General features: G+C 37.1%; 17 protein-coding genes. 3 read left to right on the top strand and 14 right to left on the bottom strand.

What is annotated here, in order from left to right; genetic code table 11:
- Positions 1 to 73 precede the first annotated feature (73 nt).
- From pknB to AC1DIT_RS08265, 13 genes are all read right to left on the bottom strand, one after another.
- Entirely contained in the window at positions 74 to 2,044 is a 1,971-nt protein-coding gene (pknB, locus tag AC1DIT_RS08325; protein ID WP_016115984.1) for a Stk1 family PASTA domain-containing Ser/Thr kinase, read from the bottom strand.
- Positions 2,045 to 2,052: 8 nt separating this feature from the next.
- The gene (locus tag AC1DIT_RS08320) at positions 2,053 to 2,805 is read right to left on the bottom strand and encodes a Stp1/IreP family PP2C-type Ser/Thr phosphatase (RefSeq protein WP_016115985.1); all 753 of its coding nucleotides are present in this window, start codon (positions 2,803 to 2,805) and stop codon (positions 2,053 to 2,055) included.
- A gap of 4 nt (positions 2,806 to 2,809) precedes the next feature.
- Positions 2,810 to 3,898, bottom strand: a complete 1,089-nt coding sequence (gene rlmN, locus AC1DIT_RS08315; protein ID WP_016131883.1) for a dual-specificity RNA methyltransferase RlmN — start codon at positions 3,896 to 3,898, stop codon at positions 2,810 to 2,812.
- A gap of 4 nt (positions 3,899 to 3,902) precedes the next feature.
- Positions 3,903 to 5,237, bottom strand: a complete 1,335-nt coding sequence (gene rsmB, locus AC1DIT_RS08310) for a 16S rRNA (cytosine(967)-C(5))-methyltransferase RsmB (RefSeq protein WP_016131884.1) — start codon at positions 5,235 to 5,237, stop codon at positions 3,903 to 3,905.
- A complete protein-coding gene (gene fmt / locus AC1DIT_RS08305) occupies positions 5,234 to 6,178 on the bottom strand; it encodes a methionyl-tRNA formyltransferase (protein WP_003199658.1) in 945 nt (314 codons plus the stop codon). The genes rsmB and fmt overlap by 4 nt, the downstream gene beginning before the upstream one ends.
- 16 nt (positions 6,179 to 6,194) lie before the next feature.
- Positions 6,195 to 6,671: a peptide deformylase gene (gene def, locus AC1DIT_RS08300; RefSeq protein WP_016131885.1), complete on the bottom strand. Its 477-nt coding sequence runs from the start codon at positions 6,669 to 6,671 to the stop codon at positions 6,195 to 6,197.
- A gap of 11 nt (positions 6,672 to 6,682) precedes the next feature.
- On the bottom strand, positions 6,683 to 9,088 hold the full coding sequence (priA, locus tag AC1DIT_RS08295; RefSeq protein WP_016131886.1) for a primosomal protein N': 2,406 nt from the start codon (positions 9,086 to 9,088) through the stop codon (positions 6,683 to 6,685).
- Positions 9,085 to 10,290: a bifunctional phosphopantothenoylcysteine decarboxylase/phosphopantothenate--cysteine ligase CoaBC gene (gene coaBC, locus AC1DIT_RS08290; protein ID WP_016131887.1), complete on the bottom strand. Its 1,206-nt coding sequence runs from the start codon at positions 10,288 to 10,290 to the stop codon at positions 9,085 to 9,087. Before coaBC ends, priA begins: the two co-directional genes overlap by 4 nt.
- Positions 10,291 to 10,317: 27 nt before the next feature.
- Positions 10,318 to 10,506, bottom strand: coding sequence for a hypothetical protein (locus AC1DIT_RS08285; RefSeq protein WP_476998134.1), 189 nt, complete (start codon positions 10,504 to 10,506; stop codon positions 10,318 to 10,320).
- A gap of 1 nt (position 10,507) precedes the next feature.
- Complete coding sequence (gene gmk, locus AC1DIT_RS08280; protein WP_016115993.1) at positions 10,508 to 11,125, bottom strand: guanylate kinase; 618 nt, start codon at positions 11,123 to 11,125, stop codon at positions 10,508 to 10,510.
- 13 nt (positions 11,126 to 11,138) lie between these two features.
- Positions 11,139 to 11,402: an extracellular matrix/biofilm regulator RemA gene (gene remA / locus AC1DIT_RS08275; RefSeq protein ID WP_001251459.1), complete on the bottom strand. Its 264-nt coding sequence runs from the start codon at positions 11,400 to 11,402 to the stop codon at positions 11,139 to 11,141.
- A gap of 67 nt (positions 11,403 to 11,469) precedes the next feature.
- Complete coding sequence (locus AC1DIT_RS08270; protein WP_016131888.1) at positions 11,470 to 12,345, bottom strand: YicC/YloC family endoribonuclease; 876 nt, start codon at positions 12,343 to 12,345, stop codon at positions 11,470 to 11,472.
- Between the two features lie 99 nt (positions 12,346 to 12,444).
- On the bottom strand, positions 12,445 to 15,165 hold the full coding sequence (locus AC1DIT_RS08265) for a calcium-translocating P-type ATPase, SERCA-type (protein WP_016131889.1): 2,721 nt from the start codon (positions 15,163 to 15,165) through the stop codon (positions 12,445 to 12,447).
- 104 nt (positions 15,166 to 15,269) lie between these two features.
- Here AC1DIT_RS08265 and AC1DIT_RS08260 point away from each other — a divergent pair, with 104 nt between their 5' ends.
- The 3 genes from AC1DIT_RS08260 to AC1DIT_RS08250 all read left to right on the top strand — a co-directional run bounded on the left by AC1DIT_RS08260 (position 15,270) and on the right by AC1DIT_RS08250 (position 18,931).
- Positions 15,270 to 16,979: an Rqc2 family fibronectin-binding protein gene (locus tag AC1DIT_RS08260; protein WP_016115996.1), complete on the top strand. Its 1,710-nt coding sequence runs from the start codon at positions 15,270 to 15,272 to the stop codon at positions 16,977 to 16,979.
- A gap of 289 nt (positions 16,980 to 17,268) precedes the next feature.
- Positions 17,269 to 18,336, top strand: coding sequence for a M24 family metallopeptidase (locus AC1DIT_RS08255; RefSeq protein ID WP_016115997.1), 1,068 nt, complete (start codon positions 17,269 to 17,271; stop codon positions 18,334 to 18,336).
- Positions 18,337 to 18,487: 151 nt separating this feature from the next.
- A complete protein-coding gene (locus AC1DIT_RS08250) occupies positions 18,488 to 18,931 on the top strand; it encodes a DinB family protein (RefSeq protein WP_016115998.1) in 444 nt (147 codons plus the stop codon).
- A 57-nt stretch (positions 18,932 to 18,988) separates the two neighbouring features.
- Here AC1DIT_RS08250 and AC1DIT_RS08245 read toward each other — a convergent pair whose 3' ends face one another.
- Entirely contained in the window at positions 18,989 to 19,369 is a 381-nt protein-coding gene (locus AC1DIT_RS08245; RefSeq protein WP_016115999.1) for a YoqO family protein, read from the bottom strand.
- Between the last annotated feature and the right edge of the window lie 333 nt (positions 19,370 to 19,702).

Below are 19,702 nucleotides of genomic sequence, written 5' to 3'. Positions count from 1 at the left end.
TAACAGGCAAGAGCAACAAATTCCACTCTCCATACAAAGAAGGTGGAATCCACCAAATGGAGACACACCTTTACTAGGCTGGATATGGCACTTCTTTATCAATAATTGTCGTCCCATCTCGAACAATTTTGTAATGGCCTTTTGTTCCTTCTTGAATCACAAATTCCAAAGAAATAGTAGCAGATTCTGTTATTTTTCGCGTTTCAATCGGCTTATCCATTTTCTGCTGCATATCTTCTTTATAAATTTCAATTGTTTGTGGCTTTTTCTCACCTTCTGCAGGAGGCTCATATGGAATCGAAATGTTATCAACCTTTACTGTTTTCGTTACTTTAGGCTTTGGCCCATCTGAGATAGTAACCGTTACTTTATCTCCTTCTTTTAACGGCGTTCCTGGTTTTGGTGATTGTGAAATTACCAAACCTTTCTCAACTGTATCTGAATACTCTCTTTTTATATTAGGGACAAGTTTATTTTCATTTAAATAGCTATTCACATAATTTTCAGTCCATCCCGAAAAATCACCAGGTCTAATTTGATAAGGACCCTTACTTACCCAAACTTTCACATCTTGCTCAGCTTCTACAACCATTTGGTCTTCTGTCGGAATTTGCTCTACAATTTGCCCTTTTGGTTTCTCACTTTCAATATAGTACGGAACAACAATTTTATATTTTTCTTCCAAGTCTTTCTTCGAGCTTTCAAAATCTTTTCCGATTAGGTTACTCATCTTGCTCTTCTTTTTCCCTCCTGATTGATAGATTGTAATTTTAGAGTTTTCCTTTACAACCCTTCCTGCTGCCGGACTTGTTTTAATTACTTTCCCAGCTTCAACATCATCTGTATAAACAATGTTCGGTTCAGCAACTTCAAATCCTTTCTCAACAAGAGTGTTAACCGCAGTCTCATACTTCATACCAGACACATCAGGAGTTTTTACGTCTTTAGGAATAAAGAATCCTGGAATCACAGTCAGCGCTAACGTTGTGCCGATTGCTAAAAGTAAAAATGTTGTAAGTAACACTTTCAGCCATTTGTTACTTCGCTTTTTTTTCTCGTTCGGTTTCACTTCTTCATCTTTTATCTGTTCATCCACTTTACTTCCATTCAATACAATTGTTTCATCGCTTACATTTCCAAATAATTGTTCTTGTTGAATAATTGGAATTGCCTTCGTCGCTTCCATATCTTCAGGTATATAAAATGGTTGTTCGTTAATACGTTCTGGATATAGCGCCGTTTCAATATCTCTCTTCATCGCATTAGCAGACTGATAGCGATGAAATGGATCTTTTGCAGTTGCTTTTAAAATAATATTTTCTACACTTTGCGGAATATCTGGATTCCAGCGTTTTGGAGATGGTGTTTCATTCTGTAAATGTTTTAAAGCGATCGCAACCGCAGACTCTCCTGAGAAAGGTTGTCGCCCTGTTAGCAATTCAAACATAACAATACCAAGCGAATAAATATCCGATTGTTTATTCGCTATCCCTCCGCGTGCTTGCTCTGGTGACAAGTAATGGACCGAACCAAGCACTGAGTTCGTATGCGTTATCGCCGTTGCACTTGTAGCAGTCGCAATCCCAAAGTCTGTCACCTTCACGACTCCATCCTTCCGAATTAAGATGTTATGTGGCTTTATATCTCGATGGACAATTTCAAAATGATGCGCATGTGCCATTGCAGATGTTAACTGCTCCATAATATCAAGAGCTTCTCCTATCGGTAACATTCCACGCTGAGTTATGTATTGCTTTAGTGTTTGTCCAGGTACATATTCCATAACAAGATAATAAATTCCATCTTCTTCTCCAACATCATACATATTCACAATATTTGGATGCGACAACGTTGTAACAGATTGCGCTTCTCGATGGAAACGTTTAATAAACTCATCATTATTTGCATAATCGAGTCTTAATATTTTTACCGCTACATCTCGGCCTAGTATATCATCATGAGCCAAATATACATTGGCCATCCCTCCGCCACCGATCATTTTCAGTAGCTTATAACGGTCGTTTAGGCGTTTTCCAATCAGCACGTTGTAATTCACCTACTTTCGTTTGCCGAATCCGCATAATCAACAATGACAAGGGTAATATTATCTTCTCCACCACGATCATTCGCAAGTTGAACAAGATGTTCTCCCTTTATCTCGAGTTGTTCGTTTAATTGCAAAATCTTTCGCATATCATCCATAGCAACTTTATTTGATAATCCGTCAGAGCAAAGAAGCAGTTGATCATTTTCTTCTAACACTAATGTTTTAGCATCTAATCCAACTTTTTCTTCTGTTCCAAGCGCTCGTAAAAGCACATTCTTTTTTGGATGATACTCTGCATCCTCTTTTGAAATCTCACCATATCTGACAAGTTCATTTACAAGTGAATGGTCTTCAGTTATAAGTGAAATCTCATCATCTGATAACATGTAACATCGACTATCTCCTATGTGTCCAATTGTTACAAATCCCGCTGTACAAATCGCAACAATAACAGTAGTTCCCATACCACTACACTCTGTATGTTTCTTCGAGTATTCGTATACCCTCTCGTTAATCATCTCAACGTTTGTATGTAGCCATTCTTCGGCCTTTTTTGGTGTATCCATATTATACGTTTGTTTCCAATAATCATGGAATAGTTGAATGGCCATCGAGCTAGCAACATCGCCTGCTCGATGACCTCCCATTCCATCAGCTACAACAGCTAAAATATCTCCATCTAAATTATGAAAAACTCCTGCACTATCTTCATTATGTTGACGAACTTTCCCTTTATCCGATAGAAACACGGCTTTCATCTTGTCACCTCGTCTCTTCTTTGCGCTCCTTTGCACGCAACTGACCGCAGGCAGCATCAATATCATGACCTTGTTCACGGCGAATCGTTACATTCACTCCACGGTCTTTCAACGTTTTTTCAAATAAGAAAATTTGTTCACGTGGTGTTCTTACGTAATCGCGTTCTGGTACATAGTTTACCGGAATTAAGTTCACATGACATTTTACACCTTTTAAAAGTTGAGCCAATTCTTCGGCATGCTCAACTTGGTCGTTTTCTCCTCCAAATAAGCCATATTCAAACGTAATGCGACGCCCGGTTCTATTTACATAGTATTTAATAGCTTCCATTAAGTCAGGCAGCTTATAAGCACGGTTAATCGGCATTAACTTTGAACGTAATTCTGTATTTGGAGCGTGCAATGAAATCGCAAAGTTAATTTGCATATCCTCTTCAGCAAACTTATAAATTTTCGGGATGATTCCACTTGTTGAAACCGTCATATGACGTGCACCAATATGAATTCCTTTTTCATGGTTGACAATGCGTAAAAACGACATTAAGTTATCGTAGTTATCAAACGGCTCTCCAATTCCCATTACAACAAGAGAACTCACGCGCTCATCTGTCTCATCAAGCGCACGTTGAACCTCTACTACTTGCGCTACGATTTCTCCAGCCTCTAGGTTTCGCTTTAAACCACCTAGTGTTGATGCACAGAATGTACAACCAATTCGGCAACCTACCTGTGTTGTTACACAAATGGAATTTCCATATTCATGTCGCATTAATACTGTTTCGATAGAATACCCATCATATAATTGGAATAAAAACTTAATTGTCCCATCAGAAGATGTTTGCTTTACTAATGTATTTAAAGTAGTAATATCAAAGGAATTCGACAATTTATCACGCAATCCTTTTGAAAGATTTGTCATATCCTCATAATTTTTTACACGCTTTTTATATAGCCAATCAAAAATTTGACCTGCACGGAATTTCGGTTCACCTTGTTCCTTTAACCAATCTTGCATTTCATGAAGTTGTAAAGAGTAAATAGATATTTTTTTTGTTTCTAAATCTTTCTTTTGTTTTTTTACAGTCGTTTCCATGATGCTACACCTTCTTTCTTAAACAAGCAATATAAAAGCCATCTGTTGCAAAATAATGCGGTAAAATTTGTACTTGCCCTTCATTTATATAAGGACGTAATTTTTCTGGCATGCGCTCTTTCATAGTAGTATCCCATTCAAATTCAGGATGCTCTTGTAAAAATTGCTCTATCACTTGTTCATTTTCTATTTTTTCAATTGTACACGTACTATAAACAAGGCGACCACCTGCCTTTAACAGTGGAGCTACCTTTTCTAGTATCGATAGCTGAATTGTCGACAGTCTTTCACTATCACCTTTTTCTTTACCTAATTTAATATCAGGTTTACGTCTGATAACACCAAATCCAGAACATGGTGCGTCTACTAATATTTTGTCAAAGCTTTCGTTCGCAAAATGTTCTTGAACTTTTCTGGCATCTAGCGCCTTTGTTTCAATGTTCTCTAATTCTAGACGCTTCGCCTGTTGCTGAATTAGACGAACTTTATGCGGATGTAAATCCAGCGACGTTACCTGACCAGTCCCCTTTAAACGCTCTGCAATGTGTGTTGTTTTCCCACCAGGCGCCGCGCAGCTATCAAGAACCATATCTCCTTCTTCGGGTTTCAAAGCACGCGCAACAAGCATAGAGCTTTCATCTTGAATAGAAAGGAAACCGTTTTTAAACGCTTCTGTATGCGCTACGTTTCCTTTTTCAATTTGGATAGCGTCTTCTGATAAATCACCACGTTTTGCTTGTACGCCCTCACGTTCTAGTAAAGCAATCGCTTCTTCTACCGTTATTTTATCAACATTCACACGTGCTGTCGGTACCGGCGGAACCATATTTACTTCACACATTTTTTGCGCTGTTTCTAAATCGTATGCTGATACCCACTCTTGTACAAGCCACTCTGGATGACTCGTTGCAACAGAAATTCGCTCTACAAGATTTTGTATCTCCTCTAAAGATGGCACACCTTCACGTTGAATCGAACGGAGTACCCCGTTTACCATCCCTGCAATTCCTTTATGACCACGACGTTTTGCAATCTCAACAGCCTCATGAATCGCCGCTCTTTCTGGGACGCGATCCAAATATAGCATTTGATATAAAGATAAGCGAAGTAATATTTTTACCCACGCTTCAACTTTTTTTCTTAAAAATGGTTGTAAATAATAGTCAAGTGTATCACGACGTTGAATCGTTCCATAGACAATCTCAGTTAACAAGCCAATATCTTTTCTATCAATCGCACTTTTTTCAATCAACTTATTTAAAAGTAAGTTACTATAAGCGCCACTTTTCTCTACTTGAATTAGACCATCAAGAGCTAACTCACGAACATTTTGTCTCATGCGTCTTCTCCTAACTTCGTACCAATTTCAGGTTTTGTTCCACGTAAAAATTGTGAACAACTCATGCGCTTTTTACCAGATGGTTGTAATTCAGTAATTTTAACACCTGTTTCATTTCCTGTTGCCACAACGAAACCATCTTCTTCAATTGCTACAATAGAACCAGCTTCAGCCTGTACTGTTACAGGAACTTTTTCGCCCCACCATACTTTTACAACTTGTCCTGCTAAAGTTGTATAAGCAACTGGCCACGGATTTAAACCACGAATATGATTGTAAACCTCTTCTCCTGTTTTCATCCAATCAATCTTTTCTTGCTCACGTTTAATATTGTAAGCGAATGTTACTTCATCCTCATTTTGTTTAATCGGTTCTAATTTTCCTTGTATTAAAAGCGGAACTGTTTTTGATAATAAGTGTGCTCCAGCCTCACTTAATTTATCAAATAATGAACCAGTTGTTTCACGTTCTTCGATTTCCACTTCTACTTGCGTTAAAATATCACCAGCATCTAATTTTTCCACCATATACATAATTGTGATACCTGTTTTTTCTTTTCCCTGCATGATGGAGTAATGAATTGGTGCACCGCCGCGAAGTTCTGGAAGTAATGACGCATGAACATTAATACATCCATACTTTGGTGCTTCTAAAATTTCGTTTGGTACAATTTGTCCGAACGCAGCTGTCACAATTAAATCCGGCTCTAATGCCAATACTTTTTCATATTCGTCTTTTTCACGAATTTTTAATGGCTGTAACACCGGAATACCATGTTTTTCCGCTTCCACCTTAACAGGTGTTGGTGTCATAACCTTTTTTCTTCCCACTGGACGATCCGGCTGCGTTACAACACCAATTACATCATATCCATCTTCAATAAGACGACGAAGCACCGGTACAGAAAAGTCCGGTGTTCCCATAAATACTACTTTTATCATTCAAAAACCGCTCCTTTTACATCTCTTCTAATTCATTTTCTTCATAATATCTCGTCACTTTTGATGTAAATAACACACCATGTAAATGGTCGATTTCATGTTGGATTGCGCGTGCTAAAAAATCATCTGCCTCTAATAAAAAGATTTTACCACGACGATTTTGTGCACGTATTTTAATATACTCTGCACGCTCCACTTCACCATAAAGTCCCGGAAAGCTTAAGCAGCCTTCGGGACCTACTTGTTCACCACGTTTTTCTAAAATAACTGGATTAATCAGTTCGATTTTCCCCGTATCATCACCAATATCAACAACTGCCACTTGCAAACTTACGCCGACTTGTGGTGCTGCTAAACCAACACCATCTGCAACTAACATTGTTTCATGCATATCTTTTAACAAATTCACTAACTTTTTATCAAAGTTAATTACCCGTTCACATGGGGTTTCTAACACTTCATCTGGATGCTTTACAATTTCTAAAACTGCCATATTTTCCTCCGCTACATTAACATTGTTGGATTAAAGTCGATTGAGATCTGCAAATCTTTTTGCATTTCTGCTTGATAATGTTCATTTACCATTTTGAGCACGTACTTTAAGTTTGGTTCCCGCTTGTATTTTATCATGCATTGGTATCGATATCTATCTTTTATCCTTGGAATTGCTGAAGCAACCGGTCCTAGCACCATTGTTTGCCGCGAGCAATGCATTCGTAAATAACCGACAATTTTTTCCGTTACTTGCACTGCTTTTAATAACTCTGGATGCGAAACGGTTACAAGTGCGACATAGTAGTACGGCGGGTATTGCCTCATTTTTCTCATTTGCATTTCTTGTTCGAAAAATACATCGTACTGCTGATTCTTTGCTAGTTCTACGCTATAGTGTTCTGGCGTATACGTTTGAATTACTACTTCTCCTGGTAATTCATGTCGACCTGCACGTCCACTCACCTGTGTCAATAACTGATACGTTTTCTCGCTTGCTCGAAAATCTGGTAAATGCAGCATCGTATCAGCTGTTAAGACACCAACAAGTGTAACCTTTGGAAAATCAAGCCCTTTAGCGATCATCTGTGTTCCAAGTAAGATATCAGCTTTCTCTTCACCGAAGGCTTTTAATAACTTTTCGTGCATTCCTTTGCGACTCGTTGTATCAACATCCATACGGATAACCCGCGCCTCTGGAAATAACTTTGTAATTTCTTCTTCTACCTTTTGTGTTCCTGTCCCAAAGAAACGAATATACGAACTATTACAAGCAGGACAAGCAGTTGGCATACTTTCCTCATAACTGCAATAGTGACATTTTAAACGATGATTCATTTTATGATAGGTGAGTGATATATCACAGTGTGGACATTGCACGACATAACCACAATCACGACACATGACAAACGTTGAATGGCCTCTTCGATTTAAAAAAAGAACCATTTGTTCTTTCTTTTCTAACCGATCCGCTATTTTCTCATGAAGTAACTTTGAAAACATAGAACGATTTCCATCACGCAGTTCCTCACGCATATCAACAATTTCTACTGTCGGCAACGCTTGTTCATTCATACGCTTTTGCATGGTTAGTAGCTCATAAACACCTTTTTTCGCTCTAGCAAATGATTCTAGAGTCGGCGTTGCACTGCCGAGCACGATTGGACAATTATGATATTGCCCTCGCCAAATCGCAACATCCCTGGCATGATACCTTGGATTATCTTCCTGTTTATAACTTGACTCATGTTCTTCATCAATAATAATAATTCCTAAGTTTTCAAATGGAGCAAAAATAGCGGAGCGTGCTCCAACAACAACTTTTACTTCTTTTCGTAAAATTTTCCGCCATTCATCATATTTTTCCCCAACAGAAAGCGCACTATGAAGAACCGCAACTTGCGAACCGAAACGTCCTTTAAATCGATCTACCATTTGCGGTGTTAACGCAATTTCTGGAACAAGTACAATCGCCTCTTTTCCTTTTTTCAACACCGCAGCAATGGATTGCAAATACACTTCTGTTTTACCGCTTCCTGTAACACCATATAGTAAAAATGGATTATATGTTTCATTTGTAATGGATGACAAGATGGGCGCAATCACTTGATTTTGTTCATCTGTGAGTGGAAATGGCTTTGTCTGTTCAAAAGCCTCATCGTCATATGGGTTACGATATACTTCAATGTACTGTTCTAAAAGCAACCCTTTCTTCACAAGCGACTTTACCGGTGCATCTGTTATTTGTAGTTCTTCTGTTAATATTTTTAATGGCACACTGTGATAATTTTCTACAAAGTAATACAGTACATCTTGTTGCTTTTTACTTTTCAGCTCAAAGGCAGCTGCCTCTAATTGTTCCTGTGGCAATTCTGGCTGAATCACCCTTTGTTTCTTCTTTTGCACTTTATCTTTTACTTTATAGATGACTTCAATAGTGCCGTTTGTTATCTCTTTTTGAACCATGCGATACATATGTGAGTGCGTAGCAATTTCTTCCCAATTTATCGCTTCTTTCCCTTGAAACAAATCACGAATTTCCGGCGCTACTGCAGCTGTTTTATGGAGCTGTAGCCGTTTTTTATAAGTCGCTTTTATCGCAGTTGGAAGCATAACTTGAAAAGCTGAAATCATATAACATAACGTTTCATCCGTCAGCCAAAAACCAAGTTTTAATAATTCTTCATTTAAAACTGGCGTAACATCTAGTATTTCATGCAATGCTTTTAACTTTTTACTTTCCACATCGACTGAATCTTTTATTTCAATAATAAAACCTTGTAATTTCCGTGGACCAAACGGAACGACTACACGCATACCTGTTTGTACAATATCTTCCCATTTCTTAGGGATAACATAATCAAACGGGCGATCTGTTTGACGTGCCGGTACATCAACGATTACACTTGCAAATTTCATACACGATCCTCTTCTAACATCGCTTCAATTTGCATTAAAATTTCACGTGCAACTTCTTTCTTTGTTAAAAGAGGTAATCGAATAACTTCTCCATCTTTTCTATACATTGTTACAATATTCGTATCCGTACCGAATCCTGCACCTTGTGCTTTCACATCATTTGCAACAATCATATTTGCATTTTTTTCACGCAATTTTTTCGTTGCATATTCTTCTATATTTGTCGTTTCAGCAGCAAAACCGATAAGAAGTTGATGCTCTTTTTTCTCACCGAGTGTTTTCAAAATATCGATTGTTCTTTCTAACTCAATGACTGCATCGCCACTTTTCTTTTTCATCTTCTGATTATGCACAATTTTCGGGCGATAGTCTGCTACTGCAGCTGTTTTAATAACAACATCCATAGATCCATAATGTTGCATTACAGCTTCTAACATATCTTGTGCAGATTCTACTTGCACAGTTGTTACATTTACAGGTGGTGCTATTGCAGTTGGACCTGAAATAAGTATTACATCCGCTCCTAAGTTAGCAGCAACTTCCGCTAGCGCATACCCCATTTTCCCTGAAGAAAAATTCGTCATAAAACGTACTGGATCAATTTTTTCACGAGTTGGGCCCGCAGTTACTAAAATTTTCTTTCCTTTTAATGGTTTATGTTCTGAAAATGCTTCTTGTAATCGAGCGATAATTGTTTCTGGTTCTTCTAATCGACCTTTCGCAACATATCCGCATGCTAAAAAGCCTTCTCCAGGCTCAATAAATGTATATCCCAACGCTTTTAACGTCATCATATTCTTTTGGACAATTTTATTTTCATACATATGCACATTCATAGCAGGTGCAATCCAGACTGGCGCTGTAGTAGCTAACAATGTTGTTGTGATCATATCATCAGCAATACCATTTGCTAATTTCCCGATACAATTCGCTGTTGCTGGTGCAATAAGCACAACGTCCGCCCAATCCGCTAAATCAATATGAGCGATAACTGCAGAATCTTTTTCATCAAACGTATCTGTGTATACATCATGGCGAGAAAGCGCTTGAAATGTAAGAGGTGTAACAAATTTCATCGCCGATTCACTCATCATTACTTTTACAAGTGCTCCTGCTTGTGTTAATTTACTCGTTAACGCAGCCGCTTTAAAAACAGCGATGCCTCCTGTTACACATAGAAGTATCTTTTTCCCTTTTAGCATATGACTCGTCCTCTTTCTTTTTCAAACTTATTCTGCTGAAATGTATTCATTCCAGCTCGTCAGTGCTAGTATTTCATTAAACAAAAACCTATTTCTTTTTAGCTCTATCGTAAAAAAATAACAACCTACTTGTAAATAGGTTGTTACCGTTACATAGAAAAGTATAAAGTCTATGTTTTCATTTGTCGAAGAGAATGCAATTGATGGATTTAACATATTATATACCCTCCGTCATTTCTTTATAATATTTCGCTACTCTGTCGCGGCGGCAATGTTCACCAACCACAATAGCTTTAATGCGTTCACAAGCAAGTTCTACTTTATCATTTTCTACTACATAGTCATAAGCGTCCATCATCTCGATTTCTTCTTTTGCTACAGTTAAACGATTTTCAATAACCTCTTCAGTCTCTGTACCGCGACCAACGATGCGATTCTTAAGCTCTGATAAGCTTGGAGGAGCTAAGAAAATAAATACCCCTTCTGGGAAAGCTTTCTTTACTTGAATTGCTCCTTGTACTTCAATTTCTAAGAATACATCTTTTCCTTCTTGCAATGTTTTTTCAACATAATCGATTGGTGTTCCATAGTAATTCCCAACGAACTCTGCCCACTCAAGCAGCTTTTCGTTACGAATCATTTCTTCAAACTCTTCTCTCTCTTTAAAGAAATAATCCACACCATCTACTTCACCTTCACGCGGTTTACGTGTCGTTACTGAAATAGAGTATTGAAATTTTGTATCTTCATGGCTGAACAACTCTTTTCGAACTGTCCCTTTCCCAACGCCAGAAGGTCCTGAAAGAACGATGAGCAACCCTCTTCTACTTCTCATAAATATGTAAAACCTACCCTTCCTCACTTAAATCTTCTTTATTATTTAAACGATGTGCAATCGTCTCTGGCTGAATTGGGCTTAGTACAATATGCCCATCATCCATAACAATAACCGCCCTTGTTTTTCTCCCATACGTAGCATCTAGTAACACGTTATGTTCACGCGCTTCCTGCACCGTTCGTTTAATAGGAGCTGACTCCGGACTTACAATTGCAATAATTCGATGAGCAGATACAATATTCCCATATCCAATATTTAAAAACCGCATGGCCATAGTTTGCGCCTCCTAGTAAGTCTATCCGATTTCCCCACCACGTATAACTTTATATATTTTTTGACAGCTACTCAATATTTTGTACCTGTTCACGAATTTTTTCAAGGTTATTTTTCATTTCTACAACATATTTTGAAATTGTTAAGTCGTTTGCCTTAGAACCGATCGTGTTAATTTCCCGATGCATCTCTTGTACAATGAAATCCATTTTTCTACCAACAGGCTCCTCGATCTCAAGAGCTTCATGAAATTGAGCTAAATGACTTTGCAAGCGAACCAATTCTTCATGAATATCCGAGCGCTCAGCAAATATCGCCACCTCTGTCAGCAACCTTTGTTCATCTAACTCATGATTATGTAATTCTTTTAAGCGATTTTCCAATCGTTCACGATATTTTCGAGTAACAATTGGTGCATGCGGGATAATCGCATTTACACAATCGTGTATCTCTTGTAAACGATACGCTATATCTTTATGTAATCGTTCTCCTTCGCCATCTCTCATCGTTTTTAACGTACGAGCAGCTTGGCGAACAGCTTCATATAAATTTTGTTCAAATTGTTCATTTACATTTTCCATTTCTTCAATCGCCGTTACTTCTGGCATTGCCATTAATTGTTGAAGTGTAATGGAATCTTGTAATTGAAATTTCGTTTTCACGTCTTCCATAATGGATTTATACTGCTTGAGAAGCGGCCAATTCACACTTAACTTTCTTTCAACAAGCCCTTCCCCTGTAATAATAATGGACACTTCAATACGCCCGCGGCGAACTTGTTCTGCAATTAACTTACGAATTTTGTCCTCAAAAACCATCATTTGTTTCGGAAGTCGAATGTTCATCTCTAAAAAACGATGGTTCACTGACTTCATTTCTACTGTAATTTGAAAAACATCATTTTCCACTTTCGCTCTTCCAAATCCTGTCATACTAGAAATCATCTTTATCACATCCACACCATGAAATAACTCAATGAAAAAGGTAATAGAGATGCAACTCTACTACCTTTTGTAAATTATATCACATTTTCATATCATTGACTATTTCAAGTTTATGCCTCTCTTATACAATATCGGCTTCTTCTTCTCCTTTTTCCCTGTCAATAAAGAGCCGACTAATAAAAATGTTGGAATGGACGATAAACCAACGATTAATAACCAATCTCTCGCTTGAATTGGCATTGTACTAAAAATGGGTTGCAATGGTGGATAATAAATAACCACAAGCATTAATAACACCGAAATAATAACTGCTCCAACCAAATATATATTCCCAAAAGGATTACGATGGAATATAGAGTGTTCACTGCGGCAGTCAAATACATGAATAAGCTGTGCTAAAACTAGTGTAGCAAAAGCTACTGTTTGCGCATATTTCAGTTCATTTGGATGCTGATTAAATGCAATAATAAATGCCAGCAAGGTTACAATACCAATTAAAAAGCCTCTACTCACAATTTTCCAAGCCAATCCTCTTGCAAACACCCCTTCTTTCGGATGCCGTGGATTTCTTCTCATCACATCTCCCTCAGCTGCATCTAAGCCTAGTGCCATTGCTGGTAAACCATCTGTTACTAAATTCACCCATAAAATTTGAATTGGAACCATCGGAAGTGGTAAAGCAAGCATCATCGCAAATAACATAACTAAAATCTCTCCAACATTTGATGCTAATAAATACCGAATGAACTTCCGAATATTCTCATATATATTTCGTCCCTCTTTAATTGCCGATTTAATCGTAGCAAAGTTATCATCTAGCAAAACAAGAGAGGAAGCTTCTTTAGCTACATCCGTTCCTGTAATCCCCATCGCTATCCCAATATCAGCTGTTTTAATAGCAGGAGCGTCATTCACCCCATCACCTGTCATCGCCACAATATGATCTTTATTTTGAAGAGCTTTTACAATTTTTAATTTATGTTCAGGAGATACACGTGCAAATACATAGGTATCTTCTACAATATCCTCTAGTTCATCTACAGACATATTTGCTAATTCTACACCTTCTATAACGCGGCCATTCGGTGGTAAAATCCCTAACTGCTCTGCAATTGCCATCGCTGTTACTTTATGGTCTCCTGTAATCATTACCGTTTTAATACCAGCCTCTTTACACTCTTTTACGGCCTGTTTCACTTCTGGTCTTGGCGGGTCTATCATTCCTTGTATCCCGACAAGCATGAAATCTTTTTCTACTTCTCTTTCATGTTCAATTGAATCTGTTACTTTTAAAGCCCTAAATGCAACAGCAATCGTTCGAAGCGCTTGACTTCCAAGGTTATGAATTGCCGCTTGCACTTCTTTACGATATAACTCACTTAAAGGTTGCTGTTTATCCCCCCATAAAATTGTTTGGCTCATTTGCAAAAGAACATCAGGTGCCCCTTTTGTGACTACAAATTTTTTACCATCACGATCACGAACGATTACGCTCATCATTTTTCGTGTGGAATCAAAAGGAAGTTCATGAATAATTTCAAACTTCTCTTTTAAAGCTTCTCGGGATATTCCTGCTTTCATCGCCGCTGCAACGAGCGCACCTTCTGTCGGATCTCCATCTAGGACATATGTTTTTTTCTTTTTTACAATGCTCGCGTTATTGCATAAACACCCAAATGTTAACAATTGATATAACGCCCTTGTAGATTCCGGATTAACCTTCTGCTCACCTTTCATAAATGATCCAGTAGGCTCGTAGCCTTGCCCGGTTACATGCCATGTTTCGCCACCTGACCACATATGTGTTACCATCATTTTATTTTGTGTCATCGTACCCGTTTTGTCCGAACAAATAACAGAAGCACATCCTAAAGTTTCTACTGCTGGTAATTTTCGAACAATCGCTCTCTTTTTAATCATGCGTTGTACACCAAGTGACAATGCGACCGTAACAATCGCTGGTAATCCTTCTGGAATTGCTGCAACAGCAAGTGACACACCCGCTAAGAACATATGATACACTTCATTCCCTTGATACACTCCAGCTAGTACAACAAGTGCTGTTAAAATAAGGGCAACAATGATTAGAATCTTCCCAAGTTGTTCTAATCTTCTTTGCAGCGGTGTTTCCATTTGCTCTGCATTTTGCAACATATTTGCAATTTGCCCCATTGCAGTATTCATTCCTGTCCCTACTACTACACCAATTCCTGATCCTCTCGTTATCATCGTTCCCATAAAAGCCATATTTCTCTGATCACCAATCGCAACATTTTCACCTTGTAATGCTTCTACTTTCTTTTGAACAGGTGCAGACTCACCTGTTAACGCTGATTCTTCAATATATAAACTGGATGCTTCAATAAGACGAATATCTGCTCCAATACGATCCCCGCTAGAAAATTTAATCACATCACCAAGTACCAGTGCCTTTGATGGTCCCTTTATCCATTTTCCATTTCGTAAAACTGTCACTTGCGGGGCGGCTAGTTCCTTTAAAGCCTCAAGTGATTTTTCTGCTTTTCGTTCTTGAAAAAAACCAAGAATCCCATTAATAATCACAATTGCAACAATCGCAATTGCATCAATATACTCTCCTAAAAATGCTGAAATAATCGTTGCACCAAATAAAACAAGCACCATAAAATCTTTAAATTGCGATAAAAATACAATGAGTGCAGAAGGCCGCTTTGCTTCTTGTAATTCATTTGGCCCTAGCTTCTTTAAGCGCCCTTCCGCTTCTTGCTCTGACAGTCCTACCTTCACATTCGTATTCGTTCTTTCTTCCACTTCATGTGCACGCATTTCATACCAATTCATCTCGCTATCGACCTCCTGATTGCAGACATGCTCTAATGAAAGCTTATTCAGCCCCGTCCAAAAAAATGCTATAATTAACATTTAGTTAGAAAGGAGTGTTCATAATGGCATTCGATGGATTATTTACAAGAGCGATTACACATGAAATTGCAAATTCTCTTCAAACAGGAAGAATTTCAAAAATATATCAACCCTCAAAATATGAGGTTTTGTTACATATTCGAGCAAACGGAAAAAATCAAAAATTACTTATTTCCGCACACCCTACATACGCACGTATGCATCTTACAAATCAAAGTTATGATTCACCAGCATTACCACCAATGTTTTGCATGCTTCTTCGCAAACATTTAGAAGGTGGATTTATTGAGAAAATTGAACAAATCGATTTAGAACGTATCATTCAAATTACCGTTCGAAGCCGTAACGAGATTGGGGACGAATCTTTAAAAACATTAGTGATTGAAATAATGGGTCGTCACAGCAATATTATTTTAGTAGACGCGAAAACAAATATCATTTTAGATAGCTTAAAGCACGTTTCTTTAGCGGTAAATCGGCATCGTACTGTATATGCTGGCGCTGAATATGTTGCACCACCAGCACAGCATAAAATTAATCCCTTGCAGATTGAAACACAAGATGAGTTTATTAGGCCACTAGACTTTTTAGCAGGAAATATGGATAAACAACTTGTTGGGGCCTTTATGGGGATTTCTCCGCTATTTGCAAAAGAAGTTGTAAAGAAAGCTGTTATGGTAAATGAACATGCATTATCAGAAGCGTTTTTCACATTACAAAAACCAATGCAAGCGCATCAATATGAACCAACAATGATAACGGCAAATGGAAAAGAGTTCTTTTATCTCTTCTCTCTTACACATTTAAAAGGGGATAATAAAACATTCTTATCTGTAAGTGAATTATTAGATCGATTCTTCTTTGGAAAAGCTGAACGCGATCGTGTAAAACAACAAGCACATGATTTAGAACGATTTATGCACAATGAAAAAGCAAAAAATGAAAAGAAATTAATTAAATTACAAAAAACACTACAAGATGCTGGGAAAGCTGATAAATATCAATTATTCGGTGAACTTCTTACAGCTAACATGTATGCATTAAAAAAAGGTGACAAAGAAATTGAGGTTGTCAACTACTACGATGAAAATGGCGGAACAGTAAAAATTACATTAGATCCACTGAGAACACCGTCAAAAAACGCACAACGTTATTTCCAAAAGTATCAAAAAGCGAAAAATTCTGTCGCAATCGTAAAAGAACAAATTGAAAAGACAAATGAAGAAATCCTTTACTTTGATAGCCTACTTCAACAAATGGAGGCTGCTGCTTCAAAAGATATTGAGGAGATTCGCGAAGAATTAGCTGAAGAAGGTTACATGCGTAACCGTAAGTCGAAGAATACAAAGAAAAAAACATCAAAACCGATATTAGATAAATATATCTCTACCGATGGAACAGAAATTTTAGTCGGTAAAAATAATAAACAAAATGACTATTTAACAACCAAGTTTGCACGTCGTGATGAAATTTGGTTACATACGAAAGATATTCCTGGTTCTCATGTTGTCATCCGCTCATTAGAACCAACTGAAGAGACTTTATTAGAAGCTGCTAAACTCGCTGCTTATTACAGTAAAGCAAAAGATTCTAGTTCTGTTCCTGTAGATTTCACAAAAATTCGCCATGTTAAAAAACCAAGCGGTGCTAAACTTGGGTTTGTGACATATGATAATCAACAAACATTATATGTAACACCAGATGCTGATACGGTGATGAAGTTAAAAGCTTAAGGAAAACACAAAAACGCAATGATTGTGAGTAATCATTGCGTTTTTTCTTATAAAATAATATTCCCTGTCTTTTACAAAGACTTTACCGCCTTATTTCCCCCTCTATCAAACCAATATAAATGATAAAAAAATTGACACTTTATATGTTTCGTGTAAAAAAATATAGACACAAACAAGAGTTATATTCCTTAATTTTTAGACACTTTATGTAGTAATTATTTCTTATACAAAGAAAATTACATTGGCACAATTATTGCTTTATATAAGGAAGTGAAAGGGAGGAATCAAAATGACTTCAAGAATAAAGAAAATACAAGAACAACTAGATCGATATGGAATAGACGGATTACTCATTACGAAAAAGGAAAATCGCCAGTATGCAACTGAATTTACAGGTAGCGCTGGAGCCGTATTACTATCTGCAACTGAAGCTGTATTCATTACAGATTTCCGCTATGTCGATCAAGCAAAAACACAAGTACAAGAAGCTGAAATCATTATGCATAAAGGAAACATGGAACAAGAGATCGCAAATCAGATAACTAAATTAAGCATCAAAAAGTTAGGCATCGAAGAAAACAATATGACCTTAAAACAGTATAGTTCGTTAAAAAAATATACAAACATCGAACTTGTACAAGTAAGTGAACTAGTAGAAACAATCCGTGCCATTAAGGAAGAGTCTGAAATCGAAACAATTAAAATTGCAGCACGTATCGCCGATGAAGCATTTCAACATATAACAGGATTCCTAAAACCCGGTGTATCTGAATTTGATGTCCGAGATGAATTAGAGTTTTTTATGCGAAAACAAGGGGCCTCTTCCTCATCATTTAACATTATCGTAGCTTCTGGAGTCCGTTCTTCTCTTCCCCACGGCGTTGCCACAAATAAGATGATTGAAAACGGAGATATGGTTACATTAGATTTTGGTGCACTTTACAATGGGTATTGCTCTGATTTAACACGTACTATTGCGATTGGAAGTTACTCCAAAGAATTTGAAAAGATATATAGTATTGTATTAGAAGCATTAAAACGAGGAACCAAAGCAATCCGGCCTGGTGAATCCGCAAAAACGATTGATGATGTGACAAGAAATTACATTACAGATAACGACTACGGTCAATACTTTGGCCATTCTACCGGCCATGGCGTTGGATTAGAACTTCATGAACCACTTCGATTATCACAAGAAAGTAAAGCTACTTTACAAGAACGAATGGTTGTTACTGTCGAACCAGGTATTTATATTCCAAACTGGGGTGGCTGTAGGATTGAAGATGATATTGTCATTACAAAAGATGGGCATGAAGTAATTACAAAGGCAAATAGAGACCTTATTGTTATTGGCTAATAGGAAACTCTCCTTATCCATCTAAAAAGGGATTTCTTTTTACACGGAGAAATCTTTCTATAAAGATATTATTTACTAGGAGGAATTTCTATTAAATTTCGTAATTGATACAATTGATGGATTAAACACAGAATTTTCAAAGCTTGTTTCTATGATGAATTATGCTCGTTATACAACAATGCAAGCTGTACAAGATTTAACGATTGAAGAACTCGATTATTTGTACGATGCTAAGGCAAACTCCATTGGTATGCTTTTATATCATATGACTACAGTCGAGTACTACTATCAGATTCATACCTTTGAAGATCGAGAGCCGACAGAGGAAGAATTAGAGCGTTGGTTACCTGGAATCGAATTAGGCGAACTTGGACGTCAGCATATTAAAAACCACCCTATAGACTACTACATAAATACGTTACAAGAAGTTCGTGCTAAAACAATTACAACGTTTCAATCACTACCGGATGAATGGCTATATAAAACCACACCGTTTTGGTATGACAAACCAGCAAACAACTATTTCAAATGGTTTCACGTCTTTGAAGATGAGCTGAGTCATCGTGGACAAATTCGTTTAATTAAAAAAATGTAAGGAACTCATTCAGTAAAATAATAAAAAAGTGCTATCTCTTAGTCAGGTAGCACTTTTTTATGTTTTAGATACGTCATCACCTAATAATAATTTTTTATTCACTTTTGTAACAATCATTCCCACAATACCTAAGATTATAAGTAAATATACTAATCTAGCAAAAGATAGCCACCCTTGAAAAATTGGCATCCTATCCATTTGTCTACCGCCTTCCAACAATATGAATGGCACTGTAGCTATTAAAATGACAAACTCAATTCCTAAAACGATCTTCTTTTTTCGGGTGTATGCTCTAAATTCATCCCAACAATATAATACAGCAAAAATAAAACCCACTGCATAAATAATGTCAATCCAATCACTTTCAATAAAATACTTTAAAATAAGTCCTATAGCGAAGCATCCCATAAGACCGTAAAAACCTATTTTCTCCTTCATATATTCCCTCTCTCTATCTAGTAATAAAACTGTATAATATTTTATCCACTTTCAGGATTATTTGTATTATATCATCCATTTTCACCTTGTAAGTGCAGTACATGAAATTGTTATATTTTCTTTCTCTACGTACTCACACACTCCCACTCTCTTCATACACTAAACTACACGAATGCCTAGCAAAATGGGAGTAGAATTAACACTTCTGCACGCCCTCTATATTCTTTGTTTACTTACAATTATCACCTTTTCTTATTCTTCGAAAAGATACGACAATCATTTGTATTGTTTTTATCTTTTTACTAGCTCTAACCGCAACACATTCCATTCCTC

The sequence above is a fragment of the Bacillus sp. 05T22 genome (assembly GCF_056396765.1).
Note: the sequence above shows the minus strand (reverse complement) of the source record. Positions and strands in the feature narration are given on the sequence as shown.